At 72.3% G+C, this 18,579-nt stretch carries 23 protein-coding genes; 11 read left to right on the top strand and 12 right to left on the bottom strand.

What is annotated here, in order from left to right; genetic code table 11:
• Positions 1-29: 29 nt before the first annotated feature.
• Genes BM430_RS06320 through BM430_RS06310 form a run of 3 tightly spaced genes read right to left on the bottom strand, consistent with a single transcriptional unit; the run spans position 30 to position 3,301 of the window.
• Entirely contained in the window at positions 30-1,031 is a 1,002-nt protein-coding gene (locus BM430_RS06320; protein WP_093566386.1) for a hypothetical protein, read from the bottom strand.
• Positions 1,028-2,968 carry an ATP-binding protein gene (locus BM430_RS06315; protein ID WP_093566385.1) on the bottom strand — a complete coding sequence of 647 codons (1,941 nt, stop codon included), beginning with the start codon at positions 2,966-2,968 and terminating at the stop codon, positions 1,028-1,030. Before BM430_RS06315 ends, BM430_RS06320 begins: the two co-directional genes overlap by 4 nt.
• Positions 2,969-3,007: 39 nt before the next feature.
• On the bottom strand, positions 3,008-3,301 hold the full coding sequence (locus BM430_RS06310) for a hypothetical protein (RefSeq protein ID WP_093566434.1): 294 nt from the start codon (positions 3,299-3,301) through the stop codon (positions 3,008-3,010).
• Between the two features lie 238 nt (positions 3,302-3,539).
• Between BM430_RS06310 and BM430_RS06305 the strand changes: the two genes are divergently transcribed.
• The 4 genes from BM430_RS06305 to BM430_RS06290 all read left to right on the top strand — a co-directional run bounded on the left by BM430_RS06305 (position 3,540) and on the right by BM430_RS06290 (position 5,283).
• Positions 3,540-3,944: a hypothetical protein gene (locus BM430_RS06305; protein ID WP_093566384.1), complete on the top strand. Its 405-nt coding sequence runs from the start codon at positions 3,540-3,542 to the stop codon at positions 3,942-3,944.
• 70 nt (positions 3,945-4,014) lie between these two features.
• Positions 4,015-4,311 carry an acylphosphatase gene (locus BM430_RS06300; protein ID WP_093566383.1) on the top strand — a complete coding sequence of 99 codons (297 nt, stop codon included), beginning with the start codon at positions 4,015-4,017 and terminating at the stop codon, positions 4,309-4,311.
• 11 nt (positions 4,312-4,322) lie between these two features.
• On the top strand, positions 4,323-5,027 hold the full coding sequence (locus BM430_RS06295; RefSeq protein WP_093566382.1) for a DUF599 domain-containing protein: 705 nt from the start codon (positions 4,323-4,325) through the stop codon (positions 5,025-5,027).
• On the top strand, positions 5,017-5,283 hold the full coding sequence (locus BM430_RS06290) for a DUF3253 domain-containing protein (RefSeq protein ID WP_093566381.1): 267 nt from the start codon (positions 5,017-5,019) through the stop codon (positions 5,281-5,283). Before BM430_RS06295 ends, BM430_RS06290 begins: the two co-directional genes overlap by 11 nt.
• Here BM430_RS06290 and BM430_RS06285 read toward each other — a convergent pair whose 3' ends face one another.
• From BM430_RS06285 to epmA, 5 genes are all read right to left on the bottom strand, one after another.
• The gene (locus tag BM430_RS06285) at positions 5,284-6,072 is read right to left on the bottom strand and encodes a YdcF family protein (protein WP_093566380.1); all 789 of its coding nucleotides are present in this window, start codon (positions 6,070-6,072) and stop codon (positions 5,284-5,286) included.
• Positions 6,073-6,100: 28 nt separating this feature from the next.
• The gene (locus BM430_RS06280; RefSeq protein WP_093566379.1) at positions 6,101-6,805 is read right to left on the bottom strand and encodes a ribonuclease activity regulator RraA; all 705 of its coding nucleotides are present in this window, start codon (positions 6,803-6,805) and stop codon (positions 6,101-6,103) included.
• A 107-nt stretch (positions 6,806-6,912) separates the two neighbouring features.
• Positions 6,913-7,530 (bottom strand): glutathione S-transferase family protein, encoded by a 618-nt coding sequence (locus BM430_RS06275; protein ID WP_093566378.1) that lies wholly within the window; start codon positions 7,528-7,530, stop codon positions 6,913-6,915.
• A complete protein-coding gene (locus BM430_RS06270) occupies positions 7,506-8,576 on the bottom strand; it encodes a lysine-2,3-aminomutase-like protein (RefSeq protein ID WP_093566377.1) in 1,071 nt (356 codons plus the stop codon). The genes BM430_RS06275 and BM430_RS06270 overlap by 25 nt, the downstream gene beginning before the upstream one ends.
• On the bottom strand, positions 8,573-9,640 hold the full coding sequence (epmA, locus tag BM430_RS06265; protein WP_093566376.1) for an EF-P lysine aminoacylase EpmA: 1,068 nt from the start codon (positions 9,638-9,640) through the stop codon (positions 8,573-8,575). The genes BM430_RS06270 and epmA overlap by 4 nt, the downstream gene beginning before the upstream one ends.
• A 166-nt stretch (positions 9,641-9,806) precedes the next feature.
• Between epmA and efp the strand changes: the two genes are divergently transcribed.
• Positions 9,807-10,376, top strand: coding sequence for an elongation factor P (gene efp, locus BM430_RS06260; RefSeq protein ID WP_093566375.1), 570 nt, complete (start codon positions 9,807-9,809; stop codon positions 10,374-10,376).
• A gap of 16 nt (positions 10,377-10,392) precedes the next feature.
• On the opposite strand, the gene BM430_RS06255 is transcribed toward efp, so the two are convergent.
• Entirely contained in the window at positions 10,393-11,334 is a 942-nt protein-coding gene (locus BM430_RS06255; protein ID WP_280142265.1) for an acetyltransferase domain-containing protein, read from the bottom strand.
• A 338-nt stretch (positions 11,335-11,672) separates the two neighbouring features.
• Here BM430_RS06255 and BM430_RS06250 point away from each other — a divergent pair, with 338 nt between their 5' ends.
• Complete coding sequence (locus BM430_RS06250; protein WP_093566374.1) at positions 11,673-12,311, top strand: cold-shock protein; 639 nt, start codon at positions 11,673-11,675, stop codon at positions 12,309-12,311.
• 94 nt (positions 12,312-12,405) lie between these two features.
• A complete protein-coding gene (locus BM430_RS06245) occupies positions 12,406-12,900 on the top strand; it encodes a DUF192 domain-containing protein (RefSeq protein WP_093566373.1) in 495 nt (164 codons plus the stop codon).
• A gap of 36 nt (positions 12,901-12,936) precedes the next feature.
• Here BM430_RS06245 and BM430_RS06240 read toward each other — a convergent pair whose 3' ends face one another.
• Positions 12,937-13,152, bottom strand: a complete 216-nt coding sequence (locus tag BM430_RS06240) for a hypothetical protein (protein ID WP_093566372.1) — start codon at positions 13,150-13,152, stop codon at positions 12,937-12,939.
• A 217-nt stretch (positions 13,153-13,369) separates the two neighbouring features.
• On the opposite strand from BM430_RS06240, the gene BM430_RS06235 reads away from it, so the two are divergent.
• Both BM430_RS06235 and BM430_RS06230 read left to right on the top strand, forming a co-directional pair.
• A complete protein-coding gene (locus BM430_RS06235; protein WP_093566371.1) occupies positions 13,370-13,618 on the top strand; it encodes a hypothetical protein in 249 nt (82 codons plus the stop codon).
• Between the two features lie 13 nt (positions 13,619-13,631).
• On the top strand, positions 13,632-14,084 hold the full coding sequence (locus BM430_RS06230; protein ID WP_093566370.1) for a GNAT family N-acetyltransferase: 453 nt from the start codon (positions 13,632-13,634) through the stop codon (positions 14,082-14,084).
• A 4-nt stretch (positions 14,085-14,088) separates the two neighbouring features.
• Here the strand turns inward: BM430_RS06230 and BM430_RS06225 are convergent, their stop codons facing one another.
• The gene (locus BM430_RS06225; protein ID WP_093566369.1) at positions 14,089-14,811 is read right to left on the bottom strand and encodes a PAQR family membrane homeostasis protein TrhA; all 723 of its coding nucleotides are present in this window, start codon (positions 14,809-14,811) and stop codon (positions 14,089-14,091) included.
• A 91-nt stretch (positions 14,812-14,902) separates the two neighbouring features.
• Complete coding sequence (locus BM430_RS06220) at positions 14,903-15,997, bottom strand: COX15/CtaA family protein (protein WP_093566368.1); 1,095 nt, start codon at positions 15,995-15,997, stop codon at positions 14,903-14,905.
• A gap of 545 nt (positions 15,998-16,542) precedes the next feature.
• Here BM430_RS06220 and BM430_RS06215 point away from each other — a divergent pair.
• Complete coding sequence (locus tag BM430_RS06215; RefSeq protein ID WP_093566367.1) at positions 16,543-17,364, top strand: GntR family transcriptional regulator; 822 nt, start codon at positions 16,543-16,545, stop codon at positions 17,362-17,364.
• Positions 17,361-18,578, top strand: coding sequence for an ABC transporter substrate-binding protein (locus tag BM430_RS06210; RefSeq protein ID WP_244539344.1), 1,218 nt, complete (start codon positions 17,361-17,363; stop codon positions 18,576-18,578). Before BM430_RS06215 ends, BM430_RS06210 begins: the two co-directional genes overlap by 4 nt.
• The last annotated feature ends 1 nt before the right edge of the window (position 18,579 follow it).

Below are 18,579 nucleotides of genomic sequence, written 5' to 3'. Positions count from 1 at the left end.
GTCAAAGTCGACCGGGCCTGCGCACGCTCTCAAGTACCCCGCTTCGCCACGGCCGCCTCGACCAGCGAGCGGATCGCCGCCCGCACCGGCTCCGGGGTCTCATCGCGAGAAAACTTCGCCTCGATCTCCTCGCGGATCAGGGCGCCGTCGTCGCTGCGCGCGAGGTCCGTGGTGGTCTCGGCCTGCAGAAGGGAGACGAAGGCGCTCTCGACCCGGCCGATCGCCTCCGGCGAGGCGTCGGCGGCGACCTGGCGGCCGGTGAGGTCGAACACGTCCGCCGCGAAGGGCAGGCGCTCCTCGCCGAGCGAGAGATCGCCCGAGAGCACGAAGACGGCCGGCACGTGGGCAATCAGGTCGATCGAGCCGCGGGTGATGTTGCCCGGGTTGACCCACAGCGTGTCGCCGATCCGCACCGGCGCATGGCGCCTGTGGACGTGGCCGTTGAGCGCCAGCGCGCAGCCCTGGATCGCCTCCGGCGGCACCGCGCCGGGATAGCCCGCCCCGAAGGCGAGGTCGTGATGGGTGAGCCAGACGATCGCGTCGGCCCCTTGGAAGAGCCCGCGCGCGTCCGCGGGGATCGCCTGCCCGAAAGGCGTGGCGCCGAGGCCGATCAGGCGGTCCCCCAACCGGTACCGCGCCGCCGGGCCGGATTCCGGCACCGCGTCGAGGACGTCGCTCACCGCCAGCATCGCCAGGCTGTCGCCGTCCGACAGGCGGGTGTGGCGGATGTCGTGGTTGCCGACATTGGCGAGCGGGCGGTGGCGAAAGCCCTTGAGGATCCGGATCAGGCGCGACTTCAGGCTCTCGTCCGGCTCGACCGGCCGCTCGAACAGGTCGCCGAGGAGCACGGGCGCAAGGTCGCGGTCGTTGGCGAGCGCCAAGCAATGTTCGAGCTTGGCCAGGACCGGCGCCGGCCAGTCCGGATCCTTGCGCCGGCCGGGCCGGCGCGACGAGACATGCGGATCGCCGATGACGAGGAGGCCGGCGCACGCGACCGGCGCGGCGTCGAGCCGCTCGCGGCCGAGGATCATGCCGCCTCCCCCGCCGGGGCGTGGCGGTGGCCGGCGAGGAGAGACGCGGGCGCGGCCGGCGTGCCGCAGGCCGGGCAGCGCCCGCCGGTCGAGGCCAGCACCTCCGCCATCTCGGCCTCCGCCGCCGCGAGCCCGTCGCGGGCCGCCGCCTCCCGGCCCTGCGCCTCGGCGAGGCGGCGGCCGATCTCGGCGAGGCGCCGGGCGGTCGCCGCCGCGTCCGGCCGGAGCACCGGCACGGGCGGCGCCGGCAGATCACGCAGAGCCTGCGCCCGTCCATCCGCGTCGGCGAGGCCGGCCCACAGCCGGCGCAGCCGGGCGGTGTGAGACGCGGCCTGAGCGGTGTCGCGCGGCAGCGGCGCCTCCGGCGGCAGGTCCGCCAGGGCCGCGACCCTGCCTTGCGCCCCCGCGAGATCGGCGGCGGCGGCGAGCACGCGGCGGCCGAGGGCCTCGCGGTTGCGCGCCTCGGCCAGCGCCCGGCCCAGTTCGGCACCGACTTCCGGACCCGGCAGGTCGGCGAGCGCCCGCGCACGGGCGGCGGCGCCGGTCGCCAGGCGCGCGGCGCGGGCGAGGCGCTCGGCCAGGGCCGCGCGGTCGCGCAGGCGCGCCGCCGCTTCGGCGAGGGCGCCGGCCTCGCCGTGCAGCCCGTGCAGCGTCTCGACCAGGGCGTCGAGCCCGTCGAGGGCCGCGAGGCGCTCGTGCAGGCGGGCGATCTCGCGCTCGCCCTCGCGGATCGTGCGCTGGTCCTCGGTGACGCGCTCGCGCTGGAGCGCCTGCATGTCGCGGATCAGCCCGGCCTCGCGGCCGATCGACAGCACCGCCGAGCGCCGGGCCGGCTTCTCGCCGAGCAGGAAGACCGGGAATTTCTGGTGCGCGACGTGCACGTCGAGCTCCTCGACCCGGGTGATGCCGTAGAGCCGCTCGACCCAGGCCGGCACGTCGCGCCCGCCGGTCTCGAAAGTGGTGCCGGCCTCCTGCACCAGCGAGCCGTCGGCCTCGTGCAGCGACCACAGGTTGACCGGGGTGCGCTTCGGCTGGCGGACGTAGCGGAGCACGCGCCCCTGGGCGACGCCGATCTCGACCCGCGCCGCGCTGCGGCCGGCCCGCACCAGGCTGTCGCGGACCTCGCCGTAGAACACCGCCCGCAGGGCCCGGATCACCGTCGACTTGCCGTGGTTGTTGGGCCCGACGAGGGCGTTGACCCCGGGCGAGAGCGGCAGGGTCGCATCGCAGAAACCCTGGACGTCGATCAGGCGGATGAAGCGGAAGCCCGGCCTGTCGAGCGTCCATTGAGCGGCGCAGGCCGCCGCCGGCCCCTCGATCGCGACCCCGGTCTCGGGCCGCCCGGCGATGCGGCTGACGGTGAGGCCGGCCTCGAACCCCGCGACATCGTGGTGCGAGATCGCCAGGCACTGCACCCCGAGGCGGGCGGCGCCGTCGTCGAGCACGCGGTAGAAGGCCGGGACCCGCTCGGGCGCGATCCAGCAATCGGCCTCGTCGAGGGCGAGGAAGCGGCCGACGCCGGCCTTGACCACCGCGATCAGGCGCAAAGCCATGCCGACGACGTTGGTCATCGCGCCGCCATTGTCCTCCAGCACGTCCTCGCGGCCGCCATCCGGGCGCTCGACCCCGATATCGAGGGCCGGCAGGCCGCGCTCGGTGGTGAGATCCAGGCGCACCGGCTTCTCGCCGGGCAAGACCTCCTGGACGAGCGCGGTGAGCAGGGTCTCGAAGGTCGCGACGCTGCGCCGGTTGGCGTCCTGCTGCAACTCGCGCAGGTAGGTGTCGACGGCGTCGCGCTGCGCGAGCCGCCCCTTGGCGACGGCGACGAGCCGCGTGCGCTCGGCGAGGATCTTTCGGTCGCCGTCGCGGGCCGCCTCCAGGCGGGCGAGCAGGCGGCCGGCGCGGGTCAGCGCGTCCTGGATGTCGGCAGGCGTCACGGGTATCTCAAGTCACGGTTGTCTCACGTCGCGGGCGCCTCAGCGGCCCGGATCGAGGGCGTCGAGGCGGTCCTGGACCGCGCGCAGGGATTGCGCGAAGGCCTCGACCCGGCGGGCATTCTCGGCCCTGGCCTCCTCGATCATCCGGCGGATCTCGGCCTCGTCGTCGGTGCCCAGCTCCTCGCGGGCCTGGGCCCGGGCGGCGGCGAGCTCGGCGGTCAGGCGCTCGACGTCGCTCTCGGCCCGGATCCGGTCGGCGCGCAGGCGCTCATAGGCCGGCTGCAGCGCCTCGAGGCGGCGCAGGGCCTCGACGTCGGGACCCGGCTCTCGCATACCGGGGTCTTGCCCCTTGCGGCTGCGCTCCATCTGGCTCCTCGTATTCATCGGCGTGAGGTGGCATCCGGGCCGGGCTTTGGCAACCGCGCCGGCCTTCGAGAAATGTCCGTCGATCCCTGTTGACGACCTGTGCAAATCAGCCCAGTGTTCCGGAAATGTTCCACACGACGAGTCGGTCCGGGAGGCGGCGCGGCGTCGCGGCGGAACCTCCGCAGTGGAACCTTGGGAGACCCGCATGGAGACCACCCGCCTGGACGACGACGCGGCCGAGGCTGCCCCGCTGTTCGAGAACCGGGACTGGCGCCTCCACGCGGACGGCCTGGAGCACCGGGACACCGGCTACTTCATCGACCGCGACGCGATGGGCGCCAAACGGCCGGACGGCCACTGGGAATGGCCGCTGCATCTCTCGGAGAAGAGCTGGTGCGGCGTGCGCAGCTTCCGCGAGGCCTTCACCGCCGCCCTCGACGCCTTCGGCATCGCGCCGGACCGCAAGCTCACCCTGTCCTTCGCCCTCGGCTTCGGCACCCGGGTCGGGGGGGCCGCGCCGGACGCCTTCGTGCCGCTCGCCGATCTGGTCCGCCTGCGGGCGCCGGCGCCGCGGATGTCGGTCCGTCCGCTGGTGGCGGCAAGCGCCTGAACACTCTCCCCGGGCGCCGGGAAATGCTCTAGAGCCCACCGCAGCGATATCGTGCGGGGAGTGGGCGGGCGTGAGCGGGCACCGCAGCGTGGAGATCATCGTCCGGGGCCGGGTCCAGGGCGTCGGCTACCGGGCCTGGACCAAGGGCGTGGCGGAGGCGCGCGGCCTCGCCGGCACCGTGCGCAACCGGCACGACGGCAGCGTCGAGGCCCGCCTCGCCGGGCCGGCGGAGGCGGTCGCGGCGATGATCGAGGCCTGCCGGCAGGGCCCGCCCGGGGCGCGGGTCCAGGATCTTGCAGTGAAGGACCTCGTCGAGAGCGAGCCGCAGGCTGCCCCGCGCGGCGTGCAGATCCTGCCGACCGCCTGACGGGGCCCGGCATGAATCCGGATCTCGGGAGCAGCTTCTCGCTCCTCGACCTCGCGGCCCTCCTCTGCTTCCTCACGGCGTGGTGGGGCTATTCCTACGCGGTCGAGCACCTGTCGGGGGGCAAGCGCAGCCTCAACGGCATGATGAACCGCTACCGCCACGCCTGGGCCGACCAGCAGATCGTGCGCGAGAACCGGGTGGTCGACACCACCATCAACGCCTCGCTCCAGAACGGCACCGCCTTCTTCGCCTCGACCGCGCTGATCGCCCTGGGCAGCGCGCTCACCCTGTCGCGCTCGTCCGACGACGCCCTGACGCTGTTCTCCACCCTGCCCTTCGGCGCGCCGATGACCCGGGCGGTGTGGGAGATCAAGGTGGCGGGCCTCGCGCTGATCTTCGTCTACGCCTTCTTCAAGTTCGCCTGGGCCTACCGGCTGTTCAATTACGGCGCGATCCTGATCGGCGCGGTGCCGCCGCGCGACGGCGACCCGGCGCTGATCGAGCGGGCGGCGCGGCGCGCCGCCGCCATGAACGTGGTGGCGGGCGGCCATTTCAACCGCGGGCAGCGTGCGTTCTTCTTCGCGCTGGCCTATCTCGGATGGTTCGTCAGCGCTTACGTGCTGTTCGCCACCACCGCGATGGTGCTCACCGTGATGTGGCAGCGCCAGTTCGCCTCCGACGCCCGCAGGGCCCTGCAGGACTACGATGATCCCTGACGATTACGAGATCGAACTCACGCTGGTGCGCCTCGTCACCGATCGCGGGGCCGACAAGACCGTCTGCCCCTCCGAAGTCGCCCGCGCGCTCGGCGGTCCCCATCCGGATGGCTGGGGCCCCCTGATGCAGCCGGTCCGCCGTCAGGCGGTGCGGCTGATGAAGGCGGGCCGGATCGCCATCCTGCGCAAGGGCAAGGTGGTGGCCGATCCGGACGATTTTCGCGGGGTCTACCGGTTGTCGCTGCCGCGCGAGTGATCACGGCCCCGGAAACACCGCCTCCGTATACCCCGATGCCCAGTACGCCACGAGGCCGAGCCACTCGCGCACCGCGATGTCGACCTCGAACAGGCCGTCCGCCGCCGTGGCGTGGATCGAGTTCCGTCGGGGTGCGGTCCGATAATCGACCGGATAGGCCGTGACCGTGTAGCCGGCGCGGCGGAAGCAGCCCATCGCCCGCGGCATGTGCCAGGCCGAGGTGACGAGGAGCCAGCGCTCGCCGGGCTTGGGCTTCACCAGTTCGGCGCTGAAGACGGCGTTCTCGTGGGTGTTGCGGGACTTCTCGTCGTAGGTGATCCGCTCCGGCGCGACGCCGAGGGAGGCGGCGTGACGGCGCAGGATCCGCGACTCGGACACGCCGCCGTCGCCGGTGAGGCGGCCGGACCCGCCCGCGAAGACGAGCGTGGCCTGGGGATAGCGCCGGGCGAGGTCGCCGAGCGCGACAAGGCGCTCGCCGGCCTCGTTGAGCAGCATCTGGCCGCGGGTCGCCGACAGCCCGGTCTCGATGCCGCCGCCGAGCACCACGATGCCGACGACCGGCGCGCCGTCGTCGCGGAACGCCGGGAACCGCTCCTCGAGCGGCCGGAAGGCGAAGGAGCCTAGCGGCGAGAGGCCGCCGACCAGGAGGGCGAGGCCGGCGGCGGCCACGAGGCAAAGGCCGAGGCGCCGCCAGCGCAGGGCCAGGCCTGCCCCGGCCAGAACCAGGAGCAGGAGCAGGTTCGAAGGCGCCGTGAGGAACCACAGCACCTTCGAGAGCACGAAGAACACCGGTCGTGTCCGGTCGTCGATGGCGGGATCAAGCCTTGCCGGTCTCCGCCTCGTAGCGGGCCTTGGTCTCGGCGTTCGGCGGGTAGAGGCCCGGCAGGGCCAGGCCTTTGTCGACCTCGCGCATGATCCAGAGTTCGAGGCGCTCCTGCTCGACGGCGGCGAGCGCCACCTCCTCGGCGAGCGCCGCCGGGATCAGCACCGCGCCGTCGCCGTCCGCCACCACGATGTCGTCGGGATAGACCGCGACGCCGCCGCAGCCGACCGGCTCGCCCCAGCCGACGAAGGTCAGGCCGGCCACCGAGGCCGGGGCCGCGACACCGGAGCACCAGACCGGCAGGCCGGTGCCCTCGACGCCCTCGCCGTCGCGCACGACGCCGTCGGTGATCAGCGCCGCGACGCCGCGCTTCTTCATCCGGGCGCACAGGATGTCGCCGAAGATGCCGGCATCCTGCACCCCCATCGCGTCGACCACCGCGATGCAGCCCTCGGGCATCGCCTCGATCGCCGCGCGGGTCGAGGTCGGGCTCGACCAGGATTCGGGCGTCGCCAGGTCCTCGCGGGCCGGCACGAAGCGGAGCGTGAAGGCCGGGCCGACCACCCGCTGCCCGGCAGCGAAGCGCGGCATCGGTCCGCGCATGTAGCAGCGGCGGATGCCCTTCTTCAGGAGCACCGTGGTGAGGGTGGCGGTGGTGACGGCCTGCAGGGCGTCGAGGAGCGTCTTGTCGAGCGGCATCGGGCCTTCGGGAGCGTGGAGTGTCGGACGGATCGAGAACTAGCCGATCCGGGGCGAGGCGGCCACGCCGTCAGTGCATGGCCCGAAGAACGGTCAAGCTTCCAGGGTCAGCTCAACGGCGGCAGCGCCACAGCGGCGGCCGGCCGCACCCGGATGCGCTCGTACCAGGCCCGCAGGGCCGGCCGCTCGACGCGCGGCACGTCGAGATGGAGCCAGCGATGGGTGGCGGCGCCGAGCGCGATGTCGGCCGCGGTGAACCGGTCGCCGACGGCGTAAGGCCGGCCCATCAGGTGCGCGTCGAGGATTCCTGCGCATTCCTCGGAGGCCGCGACCGAGCGATCGATCACCGACTGGTCGCGCTGCGCCAGTGGCGTGCGCACGGTCTGCCAGAACGCGTCCCGGGTCGAGGGCGTGAAGCGGGTCGCCTGCCAGTCGAGCCACTGGTCGGCGAGGGCGGCCGCCCGCGGATCCTCCGGCCACAGGGTGCCGAGACCCTGCGTGCTCGCGAGGTAGCGCAGGATCGCGTTCGATTCCCACAGGACGAAGCCGTCCTCCTCCATGACCGGCACGAGGCCGTTGGGGTTGAGCGCCAGATAGTCCGGCTCGCGCACCCGCCCGAAGGCGCCGCCGGCCTCGACCCGCTCGTAAGGGAGCCCCAGCTCCTCCAGCCCCCACACCGCTTTCTGCACGTTGACGGAGCTCAGCCGTCCCCAGAGCCTGCGCATGGCGTATCCTCCTCCTTCGGCGGGTAGGCGTGCGTTCCGCCCTTCGGGTCGGTGACGGTCCAGCCCGCTTGTCCCCCCGCCAGGTAGCCCGGGCCCACCGGCACCTTGCCGTATCCGCCCGGGATGTCGAGGACGTAGGTCGGCTGCGCCAGCCCCGAGACCCGGCCGCGCAACGCGCGCATCAGGGTCTGGCCGTGATCGAGGGTGGTGCGCAGGTGGCCGGTGCCCGGGGCGAGGTCGCCGTGATGCAGGTAGTAGGGCTTGATCCGGTTCTCGACGAAGGCCCGCATCAAGGCCGCCAGCGTCTCGGGATCGTCGTTGATCCCGGAGAGCAGCACCGACTGGCTCACCATGGGGATCCCGGCATCGACGAGCCGCGCGATGGCGGCCCGGGCGGCCTCGGAGAATTCCCGCGGGTGGTTGGCGTGGAGCGCCACGAACACCGCGCCCTCGAAGCGCTTCAGCGCCGCGACCAGATCCGCGTCGACCCTCGACGGATCGACCACCGGCACGCGGGTGTGCAGGCGCAGTACCCGCACGTGCGGGATTTTCTGAAGCGCGGCGGCAATGCGGCCGAGGCGCCGGGGCGAGAGCACCAGCGGATCGCCCCCGGTGATCACCACCTCCCAGATCTCCGGGCGGCCGGCGATGTAGGCCAGAGCGGCGTCGAGCTCGGATTCCGTGAGGCTGCCCTGCCCCTCCGGTCCCACCACCTCGCGGCGGAAGCAGAAGCGGCAATAGACCGGGCAGACGTGAAGGGGCTTCAGGAGCACCCGGTCGGGGTAACGATGCACGATGCCGGGGACGGGGGCGTGGGCCTCGTCCCCGATCGGGTCCACCCGCTCCTCTGGGGCGGTGACCAGCTCCTCTTCCCGCGGCACGAACTGGCGGCCGATGGCGTCATCGGCCTCAGTGATCAGCTCGGCCACCTCCGGGGTGATCGAGACCGCGTAGCGCGCCGCGACCCGTTCGAGGACCGGCAGCCGCTCCGCCGGCACCAAGCCGCGCGCCGCGAGTTCGCCCGCCCTGCGGATCGACCCGCTCACCGGGAAGACTCGGCACTGCGATACGCGGCGACCGGGGTCCAGAGCACGTCCTCGATCCGCCGCGCCCCGGTCGCCAGCATCACGAGCCGGTCAAAGCCGAGCGCGATGCCGCTCGCCTCCGGCATCTGCGCGAGGGCGCTCAAGAAGTCCTCGTCGAGGGGATAGCGCTCGCCGTAGACGCGCTCCTTCTCGTCCATCTCGGCGGCGAAGCGCCGACGCTGCTCCTCGGCGTCGGTCAACTCGCCGAAGGCGTTGGCGAGCTCGACGCCGCAGCAATAGAGCTCGAAACGCTCCGCCACCCGCGGATCCGCGGGGCTCGGCCGGGCCAAAGCCGCCTCGGGAATCGGGTACTCGCACAGGATCGTCGCCCGGCCGCGGCCGAGCGCCGGCTCGACCCGCTCGACCATCACCCGGCTGAACAGGTCGGCCCAGGTGTCGTCGGGCGCAGTGCGGATGCCGGCCCCGGCGAGGGCGGCGGCGAGCCCGGCCCGGTCGGTGCCCGCATCCGGAGCCACCGTCGCCAGGAGGTCGATGCCGGCAAAAAGCCGGAAGGCCTCCGCCACGGTCAGCCGCTCCGGCTCGGCGAACGGGTCGGCCTCGATCCCGCGCCACGTGAAGACGTTCGCGCCGGCCGTCTCGGCGGCGAGGGCCAGGAATGCAGCGCAGTCGCGCATCAGGCTGTCGTAGGTCTCCCCCGCCCGGTACCATTCGAGCATGGTGAATTCCGGGTGGTGCAGAGCCCCACGCTCGCGGTTGCGATAGACGGGACCTAAGCTGAACAGCCGCGCTTCGCCCGCCGCCAGCAGCTTCTTGCAGGCGAATTCCGGCGAGGTGTGGAGATAGAGCGGATGCTCCGCCCCGTCCGGCCCGATCGCCGTGGTGGCGAAGGCCGAGAGATGCGCCTCGTTGCCGGGCGAGACCTGCAGGATCGCGGCGTCGGCCTCGACGAAGTCGCGGGCCGAGAACCACGCCCGCAGGGACGCGGCGATGCGGTTGCGGGCCAGGAGCCGCGGCCGGCGGTCGGCGTGGACGTGGGGGGCCCACCAGGGCGAGGCGGAGGTCATCGGGTCGGTATCATCGGCGAGATTGAGCGACGGCGGGCGACTGGCGGTCGCGCCTGAGATGCGATAGGGCGGGCCGAAGGCATCCTCTGCCGGCGCGGCGCGCGACGCCCGCGGCTTGGCGGACGCCGCCGCTCTCTGTCAACGCTTCCAGTCCAGGATTCGCCCCGTGCCGAAGGTCATCGCCAGCTCACTCCGCAAAGGCAACGTCGTCGACAAGGACGGCCGGCTCTACGTGATTCTCTCCGCCGAGAACATCCATCCCGGCAAGGGCACCCCTGTCACCCAGCTCGACATGCGCCGGATCACCGACGGGGTGAAGGTCTCGGAGCGCTACCGCACCACCGAGCAGGTCGAGCGCGCCTATGTCGAGGACCGGGAGCACACCTTCCTGTACAGCGACGGCGAGGGGTTCCACTTCATGAACCCGGAATCCTACGAGCAGCTCGCCGTGCCGCAGGACGTGATCGGCGACATGGCCCCCTACCTGCAGGAGGGCATGGCGGTGATGCTCTCGACCCATAACGGCGTGCCGCTGGCGCTCGAGCTGCCCCAGCGCGTCACCCTCGAGGTGACGGATACCGAGCCGGTGACCAAGGGCCAGACCGCTTCTTCGTCCTACAAGCCCGCCACGCTCTCGAACGGCGTGCGCACCCTGGTGCCGCCGCATATCGGCACCGGCACCCGCATCGTCGTCATGACGGCGGACGGCTCCTACGTCGAGCGCGCCAAGGATTGATCGATGGGGTGGGGGCTCAACCCCCGCCCGCCTCCCGGAAGCAGGCCCGCGACAGCGCGATCGCACGGGCCTGCTCCTCGCCCGTATAATCGCCGCCGGCCCGCCACAGGCCCTCGGCCCGCAGCCGCACCAGCACGCAGCGCGCCGCCACCCGGCAGGACGCCTCGCTGCCGCCGGCCTCGGCGCAGTTCGCCCGGTACTCGCCCAGGAACTGCGCCTCCCCCGCCCGCGGATGCGGCCCGGTCAGCGCCGCGACCCCGTAGAGCAGCCCGAGCAGCACGGGCTGGTGCACGAGGTAGACGGCGAGGCTGTGCCGCCCGGCGAAGGCGGCGAGCCGCCCGACCCGGCCCCGCGGCGCCCAGGCCCCCATGCGCGAGGCGGCGAGGCGGGGCAGGACCAGCCGGCCGAGCCCGACCCCCGCCAGCACGAAGCCGAACCACGGAAACACCGGCACATAGTCGTTCGTCGTCGGCACGGTGGCGCCGAGCCCGAGAAAAGACAGTGCCGGCGCGTCGAGGATCGGCGGAGATCCCGCGAGTGCCGCCAGCGCCGGCCCGGCGAAGACGAGGCCGGCAGCGAGCCCGACGACGGGCAGGGGCGCGCGAAGTGCCGGCAGCGCCAGCACGCTCGACACAGCGATGCAGTGCAGGATGCCGAAGAAGATCCACGCCCCGGGAAACAGGAAGACGGTGGCGAGCGAGATCGCGGCCGCCGCCAGGGCGATGCGCCCGAGCCGCGCCAGGTAGGGGCGCCACCAGCCTGCCTTCCGGCCCCGCGCCAGGACGAGGCTCAGCCCGACGAGCACCAGGAAGCTACCGGCGATGCCGTGCGCCGCCGCCCGACCGAGCGGCGACAGGGCGGCGTTCTCGGGCGTCAGCCGCAGGAAGCCGAGGTCCCAGGTCAGGTGGTAGAGCGCCATCGCCAGGAGTGCGACGCCGCGGGCGAGATCGATGACCACGAGGCGCCGGGCCGGCGCGGCTGATGGGAGCAGGGTCTGAATCGCGGTGGTCTCCGGGGTGGCGGACGGATGCCGTCATAGCCGAGCCCGGCGCTCCCGGCCGCCTCTGCGGCGAAAACGCGCAGGATCGGGGGCGGTACCGTCTTTTGAGACGCAATCTGCGCGCGCTTCCCCGAATGCCTGCCTCCCGGGATTGCAGAATGGACACGCCCGAGGCGAATCCGGCGAGGACATCGCCCCTCCGGCGTCTCAACTCGGCCGATTTGGGCTTCCCCGAAGTCATGACTTTGTTAATCTGCCGGTGAAGCGCGCGACGCGATTCGAGTGGGTTGCTTACGATGTCGGACGAGTTCGGTTCAGGCCCCGCCTGGGAACGGCCGGTGGGCGCGTTCGGAGAGGGCGCGCGCGACACCCGGCCCGGGCTCGACGCGGCGGTGGAACGACCGACTGAACTCGTCGAGGTCAGCGGCCGCATCAAGTGGTTCGATGTCGCGAAGGGCTTCGGCTTCATCGTGCCGGATAGCGGTGCGCCCGACGTGCTGCTCCACGTCACCTGCCTGCGCCGCGACGGCCACCCGAGCGCGAGCGAGGGCGCCCGGATCGTGGTCGAGGCGGTGGAGCGCCCGCGCGGCTGGCAGGCCTTCCGGGTGGTGTCCCTCGACCAGTCGACCGCGACCCATCCGGCCGAGCTGCCGATGCCGCGCACCCACGTCACGGTAGTGCCGACCAGCGGCCTCGAGACCGCGGTGGTGAAGTGGTTCAACCGCCTGCGCGGCTTCGGCTTCCTCAGCCGCGGCGACGGCACGCCGGACATCTTCGTCCACATGGAGACCCTGCGGCGCTACGGCATCGCCGAGCTCAAGCCCGGCGAGCACGTCATGGTCCGCTACGGCGACGGCTCGAAGGGCTTGATGGCCGCCGAGGTGCGCCTCCTGTCCGAGGCCAGCGTGGGATCGGGACCGCCCTCCTCCCACTGACGCGAGCGGGCGCGCCGCAGCGAATTTCGATTCGCCCGCGTTTCCGGCGGCGACGACCCATCCCCTTTGCCGCAGACTACGCTAACTCAGCCTCATGTCGCTCCGCTTCGTACGGCCCAGAGCCGCCCGTCTTCCGGCCATCCCGCCGCGCCGGCTCCTCGCCGCGCTCGTCCTCCTGCTGCTGCCCACGGCGGTCCTCGCCGACGGCCCGTTCGAGCCGCTGACCATCGCCTCGCGCTCCGGCCGACACACCTTCCAGGTCGAGGTGATGCGCGACGATGCCGGACGGGCTCAAGGATTGATGTTCCGCCGCACCATGGCGCCGGATCGCGGCATGCTGTTCGATTTCGAGCGCACCGAGCCGGTCGCGATGTGGATGAAGAACACCTACCTGCCGCTCGACATGCTGTTCATCCGCGCCGACGGCACGGTGGCGCGCATCGCCGCCGATACCGAGCCGCTCTCGACCCGCACCATCCCGTCCGGCGAGCCGGTGCTCGGCGTGCTCGAGCTCAATGCCGGCACCGCCGCGCGCCTCGGTCTGCATCCGGGCGACAGGGTCGAGCACCCGCTGTTCCGCGGGCGCTGAACGGATCCGGCGGCGCGAGAGCCGCCGGAGACCATTCTAGAAGCCGCGATTCGAGATGCTGGGGATCGACGGCTGGGTGAACATGCGGTTCACGTCGGGCCGGCGCTGGGTCCCGTTGGTGTCGTTCGAGCGCACGTAGTTCTTGCTGTCGAAGCTCTCGGACAGCCCGGTGCCGCGCGAATCGCCGGCGCTGGTGCAGGCGGCGGCGAGGCCGGCGAGGGCGAGCGAGGCGGCGACGCGAAGGAGACGCATGAGGGGTCCTGATGTCCGGGCCGCTCGAATCGGGGGATTCTCGGCACTCACGATCCCGCCGGGGTGCCCGGCTCCCGACGCCCCGTCAAGGCGCCGGCTTTCCCCGCGGCGGGAAACCCCCTCGCCTGTGCCCCCCGGGCCGCGCTCCGCGGAATGTGTGGAGGGCTGCGATTCTCCGGCTGGCGGAGTCCGGGGCTTTGCGCGAGAGTCCGGGCCGATGAGCAACGTCGTTCCCCTGCTGCGCCCGCGCCCGGCGCCCGATGCCGCCGCCCGCGCCACCGCGTCGGTCGTCTCCGACCTGGTGACGATCGCCGAGCAGCTGCACGACATCGGCGCCCGCGCCGCCGCCCTCGGCCGGCCGCGCGGTGAGGCCGAGCGCACGGTGCAGATGGTGCTGGACGCCGTCACCTCCATCGAGCGGGCGCTCGACACGATCACGGATGGCGGGGATTACACCCCGTTCTGACCGATAGACGCGCATGTCGATCGCGGTCCGCCGCCTTGCCCCCGGCGATATCACCCTGATCCGTGACCTCAACCGGCTGTTCGGCCGTGCCTTCGAGGATACCGACAGCTACGGCGCCTCGCGGCCCGGTGATGCTTACCTGACGGATCTGCTGGCAAAGGAGCACGTCTTCGTCATCGTCGCCTTCGACGGCGAAGACGTGGCGGGTGGGCTTGTGGCGTACGGCCTCGACAAGATCGAGCAGGCGCGGCGCGAGGTTTATCTCTACGACCTGGCGGTCGATGCGCAGCACCGGCGCAAGGGAGTGGCCACGGCCCTGATCGCGCATCTTCGGACGATCTGCGGCGGCTATGTGATCTTCGTGCAGGCGGATCCAGGCGACGAGGCCGCGCTCGCGCTCTATTCCGGGCTCGGCGAGCGCGAGGATGTGCACCACTTCGACATACCGGTCGTCCCGGGACAGTGACGGCTCACGCCCCCACATCGAGCACGCTGCGGAACACCGCGCCGTAATGGCAGGCCGCCGCCGCCAGCACGAAGCCGTGCCAGATCGCGTTCTGGAACGGCAATTGCCGCCAGACGTGGAAGATCACCCCGAGCGAGTAGAGCAGGCCGCCGGCGGCGAGCAGCCACAGGGCGCCGGGGGACAGGACGGCGATGACCGATTCGTAGGCCATCAGCCCGCTCCAGCCGAGCGCCAGGTAGAGGGCGATCGCCAGGCGGTCGAAGCGGCCGGGCAGGGTCAGCTTCACGACGGCGCCCGCCGCCGCCACGAGCCAGATCCCGGCGAGCAGCCCGAAGGCGAAGCCGTCGGTGCCGACGAGCGTCACGAGCGGCGTGTAGGTGCCGGCGATCATCAGGAAGATCGTGGCGTGGTCGGCCCGGCGCAGGCGCCATTTCAGCCGCCCGACCGGGCACATGTTGTAGGCGGCCGAGGTGCCGAGCATCGCCACGAGGCCGGCGGCGTAGACCGCGACCGCGACCTTCTCGGAAGCGCTGAGGGTCGTGAGCGCGGCGCTGATCGTCAGCGCCAGGGCACCGATCACGCCGAGGCTGACCCCGACCACGTGGACCACGCCGTCCGCGAGCAGTTCCCGCGGCGTGTAGGTCCAGGCGAGGCTCAAGGGGCGGCCGTCCGGGGCGAAGCGAGCGGTGCTTGAGGAAGCGTCCAGTGAAGACTCCTGCACAGACATCGGGCCTCCGTGCCTCGGGTCCGGGGGAGAGCCCCCGGTTGGCCAAGGTTAAAGCGGAAGCATGAACGTCGGACGAACGTTCCCGCGACACTCAGACGGTGCGCAGGGCCACCGGGGCGGGTGCCCGGCACAGCCGGGCATGCGCGCTCGCCATCCCCAGCACCAACATGGCGGCGACCTGGTGGGCGAGCGCCGCCCAGAGCGGCACCACCAGGAGCAGCGTGACGATGCCGAGCGTCGCCTGCGCGGCGACGAGGCCGGCGAGCGCCGTCGCCCGCCGCGCCGCGCCGGTGCCGGGCGTCAGGCGCCGCGCGTCGAGGGCGTGGAGCACCGCGACGATCAGCAGCGCGTAGGCGGTCAGCCGGTGGTTGAACTGCACCAGCGCGACGTTATCCACGAAATTCTCGATCCAGGGCGTGCCGGCAAACAGGCCCCCGGGGGTGAGCCCGCCATCCATCAGCGGCCAGGTGTTGTAGGTCAGCCCCGCCTTCGAGCCGGCGACGAGGCCGCCGAGCGCGATCTGCACCAGCACCAGGATCATCAACGCGAGCGCGGTGCGCGAGAGCCGCGCCGGCACGGCCTCGTCGCGGCGGCGGTCGAGGCCGGAGGCGATCCAGACGAGGCCGGCATAGATCGCGCTCGCCAGCGTCAGGTGCAGGGCGAGCTTGAGCGGCGCCACCGCCGTCATGCCCGGCTGGAGGCCCGAGGCGACCATGATCCAGCCCACCGCCCCCTGCAGCCCGCCGAACACGCCGAGGCCGAGGAGGCTCAAGCCGAGGCGCCGGTCGATCTGCCCGCGCCACCAGAAGACGAGCAGCGGCAGGAAGAAGGCCAAGCCGATGAGGCGGCCGAGGAACCGGTGGCCCCATTCCCAACCGTAGATGAACTGGAACTCGGACAGGCTCATGCCCTCGTTCAGCAGCTTGTATTGCGGCGTCGCCTGGTACTTGGCGAATTCCTGGGCCCAGGCCTCGGCCGAGAGCGGCGGGATCGCGCCGGTGACCGGCTTCCACTCGGTGATCGACAGGCCGGAGCCGGTGAGCCGCGTCGCGCCCCCGACCGCCACCATCGCCACCACAAGGGCGGCCATGACGAAGAGCCAAGTCCGTACGGCGCGGCGGGACCGGGACGCCGCGGCGACGGGGGTCGCGGACGGGGCGAGGCTGATCGAGGAGGTGCTGCTCATACGCGCCCGATTAGCGGGGGCCGGCGCTCCCGCGCAACGTCCTGCGGTGCCGCACCGGGCTCCGAGGATCTCATAAGCGCTGACACGAGCCGGTCCCCTCCCCGCCCGGCGCAGGGCTGTCCGGGGAAAAGAAGGACGCCGGGTATCCCCCTCTCCCCGCGGGCGGGGAGAGGCTTTCGCCCCCCTCGTCGGGGGCGAAAGAAGCGGAGGCGAAAGCCGGAGCGAGGGTGAGGGGGAGGTGACGGAGGAGCCTCATCCGGGAATACCCCCTCACCCTTGCGGCGAACCTGCGGTTCGCAGCTCGCTCTGCCGACGACGAGGTCGGCAGAGCCCTCTCCCCGCCCGCGGGGAGAGGAGAGGCCCGCGCCATTTCTTTCCCCAGACAGCCCTGCGCCCGGCGCGCGAAAATTCCCACACCGGCACCTCACCTGTCCCAATTGACAGACAGCTACCTGTCTCCATAATCGGACAGGTAAGCGCTGACAAACCCTTCCGGGGACATCGTCGGCCCTACGCCAGGCAAGCTACGAGCCAGGGATGGCCCCGTGACCTCCGCGATCGAACCGCACAAGGCGCGCCGGCTCTACCTGCTGCTGCGCGACCAGATCACCAGCGGCCGCCTGCCCCCCGGCGCGCGGCTGCCCGGCGAGCCGGCGCTCGCCGCCGAGCACGGCCTGGCGCGGGTGACCGTCCGGCGCGCCCTCGATCTCCTCGCCGGCGAGGGGCTGGTGCGGCGGCGCCCTGGGTCGGGCACCTTCGTGCAGGGGCCGGAAGGCCCCCGGCCGGTGGTCGGCGACCTGCCGAACCTGCTCTCCGGGCTGATCGCCATGGGGCGCGCCACCGGCGTGCGCCTCCTGTCCTTCGAGTACGTCGCGGCGCCCGCCGGCATCACCGAGGCGCTGCTGCTGGAGCCCGGCGAGCGGGTCCAGCGCTCGGTGCGCGTGCGGCTGATCGACGGCCAGCCCTTCTCCTACCTCACCACCCACGTGCCCGAGCGGGTCGGCCTGTCCTACTCGGAAGCCGATCTCGCGGCGACGCCGCTCCTCGAACTGATGGAGCGCTCCGGCGTCACCGCCGACCGGGCGACGCAGGCGATCGGCGCGACGCTCGCCGGCCCGGAGGTGGCGCAGGCCCTCGACCTCGAGGTCGGATCGGCGCTGATCGACCTGACCCGGGTGGTGTTCGACCCCTCCGGCCGCGGCGTCGAGCACCTGCACGCGCTCTACCGGCCGGACCGCTACGCCTTCCAGATGGACCTCCTGCGCACCGGCGATGCCGGCGAGCGCCGCTGGACGCCTGCCGCGCCCCGTCCGGTCAAGTCCGAGACCCGTCCCCGCCCCGCCGCCCACAGGAGACCGACGCCGTGATCCCGACCCTCTCCCCGTCCCGCCGCACGATCCTGCGCACCGGCCTCGCGGCGACCTCGCTCGTGGCGATGCCGGCGATCCTGCGGGCGCAAGGCGCGGCCGTGAAGCTCGGCATCATCCAGCCGGTGACCGGCGCGCTCGCCAATGACGGCGACCTCGGCAAGCTCGGCGCCGAGCTCGCGGTGCAGGACATCAATGCCGCCGGCGGCCTCAAGGCCCTCGGCGGCGCCAAGCTCGAGATCGTCTTCGCCGACAGCCGCTCGAATCCCGAGACGGCGGCGCAGGAGACCGAGCGCCTGAACGGCGAGGGCGTCGCGGCGATCGTCGGCGGCTTCGGCAGCGGGCTCTGCGCCACCGCGAGCCAGGCGGCCTCGCGCTACGACCTGCCCTACCTGATCGATGTCGGCGTCGCCGACCAGCTGACCCAGCGCGGGCTGAAGAACACCTTCCGGTTCTCGCCGAGCTTCGGCATGGTGACGAAGAGCGCGCTGGAGCGCCTCGTCGCGCTCAACGACGCCGCCGGCAAGCCGGCCCGCACCGTCGTGATCGTGCACGAGGACGGGCTGTTCGGCTCCGGCCTCGCCAAGCTCCTTCAGACGGAACTGCCGAAGCTCGGCTTCCAGATCCTTGAGACCGTGTCGCATCCGAGCCCGGCCCGCGACATGGCGAACGTGGTCCTGCGCATCCGCTCGCTCCAGCCCGACCTGGTCATCCCGTCGAACTACTACGGCGAGTTCGTGCTGCTCGCCCGCACGATGCAGCAGCAGCGCGTCCGGCCGAAGGGCATCTACGCGATCCTCGGCGGCGGCGCCTCCTCCTTGCGCTTCGTGAAGGAATTCCCGCAGGCGGCCGAGGGCGTGATGGATTGCAACCACTGGCCCGATCCGAAGAACCCGCTGACGGCCGATCTGCGCAAGCGCACGGAGGCCGCGGGCCGCGCCTTCGCCTATAACGTGCCGATGAACTACTCCGCCGTGCGGCTGATGGCCGAGGCGATCGAGAAGGCCGGGGCGCCCGACCGCCTCAAGATCATCGAGGCCCTGTCGACCCAGAGTTTTTCGAGTGGCGTGATGCCCTACGGCCAGTCGAAGTTTTCGAGCGGCCAGAACACCAGCGCGCTCCCGCTCAACACCCAGGTCCAGGGCGGCGACGTCAAGGTGATCGCGCCCGACGCCTTCGCCGAGGCCAAGGCCAACTTCCCGCTCAAGGCGTGAC

The organism is Methylobacterium sp. 174MFSha1.1, assembly GCF_900116815.1.
Classification (GTDB): domain Bacteria; phylum Pseudomonadota; class Alphaproteobacteria; order Rhizobiales; family Beijerinckiaceae; genus Methylobacterium.
This window is presented reverse-complemented; position numbering and strand designations above follow the sequence as displayed.

Excerpts from the sequence above, each read along its gene's own strand:
- BM430_RS06320 (WP_093566386.1), bottom strand. The coding sequence starts at position 1,031 with ATGATCCTCGGCCGCGAGCGGCTCGACGCCGCGCCGGTCGCGTGCGCC.
- BM430_RS06310 (WP_093566434.1), bottom strand. The coding sequence starts at position 3,301 with ATGCGAGAGCCGGGTCCCGACGTCGAGGCCCTGCGCCGCCTCGAGGCG.
- BM430_RS06305 (WP_093566384.1), top strand. The coding sequence starts at position 3,540 with ATGGAGACCACCCGCCTGGACGACGACGCGGCCGAGGCTGCCCCGCTG.
- BM430_RS06295 (WP_093566382.1), top strand. The coding sequence starts at position 4,323 with ATGAATCCGGATCTCGGGAGCAGCTTCTCGCTCCTCGACCTCGCGGCC.
- BM430_RS06290 (WP_093566381.1), top strand. The coding sequence starts at position 5,017 with ATGATCCCTGACGATTACGAGATCGAACTCACGCTGGTGCGCCTCGTC.
- BM430_RS06280 (WP_093566379.1), bottom strand. The coding sequence starts at position 6,805 with ATGCCGCTCGACAAGACGCTCCTCGACGCCCTGCAGGCCGTCACCACC.
- BM430_RS06275 (WP_093566378.1), bottom strand. The coding sequence starts at position 7,530 with ATGCGCAGGCTCTGGGGACGGCTGAGCTCCGTCAACGTGCAGAAAGCG.
- epmA (WP_093566376.1), bottom strand. The coding sequence starts at position 9,640 with ATGACCTCCGCCTCGCCCTGGTGGGCCCCCCACGTCCACGCCGACCGC.
- BM430_RS06250 (WP_093566374.1), top strand. The coding sequence starts at position 11,673 with ATGTCGGACGAGTTCGGTTCAGGCCCCGCCTGGGAACGGCCGGTGGGC.
- BM430_RS06245 (WP_093566373.1), top strand. The coding sequence starts at position 12,406 with ATGTCGCTCCGCTTCGTACGGCCCAGAGCCGCCCGTCTTCCGGCCATC.
- BM430_RS06240 (WP_093566372.1), bottom strand. The coding sequence starts at position 13,152 with ATGCGTCTCCTTCGCGTCGCCGCCTCGCTCGCCCTCGCCGGCCTCGCC.
- BM430_RS06235 (WP_093566371.1), top strand. The coding sequence starts at position 13,370 with ATGAGCAACGTCGTTCCCCTGCTGCGCCCGCGCCCGGCGCCCGATGCC.
- BM430_RS06230 (WP_093566370.1), top strand. The coding sequence starts at position 13,632 with ATGTCGATCGCGGTCCGCCGCCTTGCCCCCGGCGATATCACCCTGATC.
- BM430_RS06225 (WP_093566369.1), bottom strand. The coding sequence starts at position 14,811 with ATGTCTGTGCAGGAGTCTTCACTGGACGCTTCCTCAAGCACCGCTCGC.
- BM430_RS06220 (WP_093566368.1), bottom strand. The coding sequence starts at position 15,997 with ATGAGCAGCACCTCCTCGATCAGCCTCGCCCCGTCCGCGACCCCCGTC.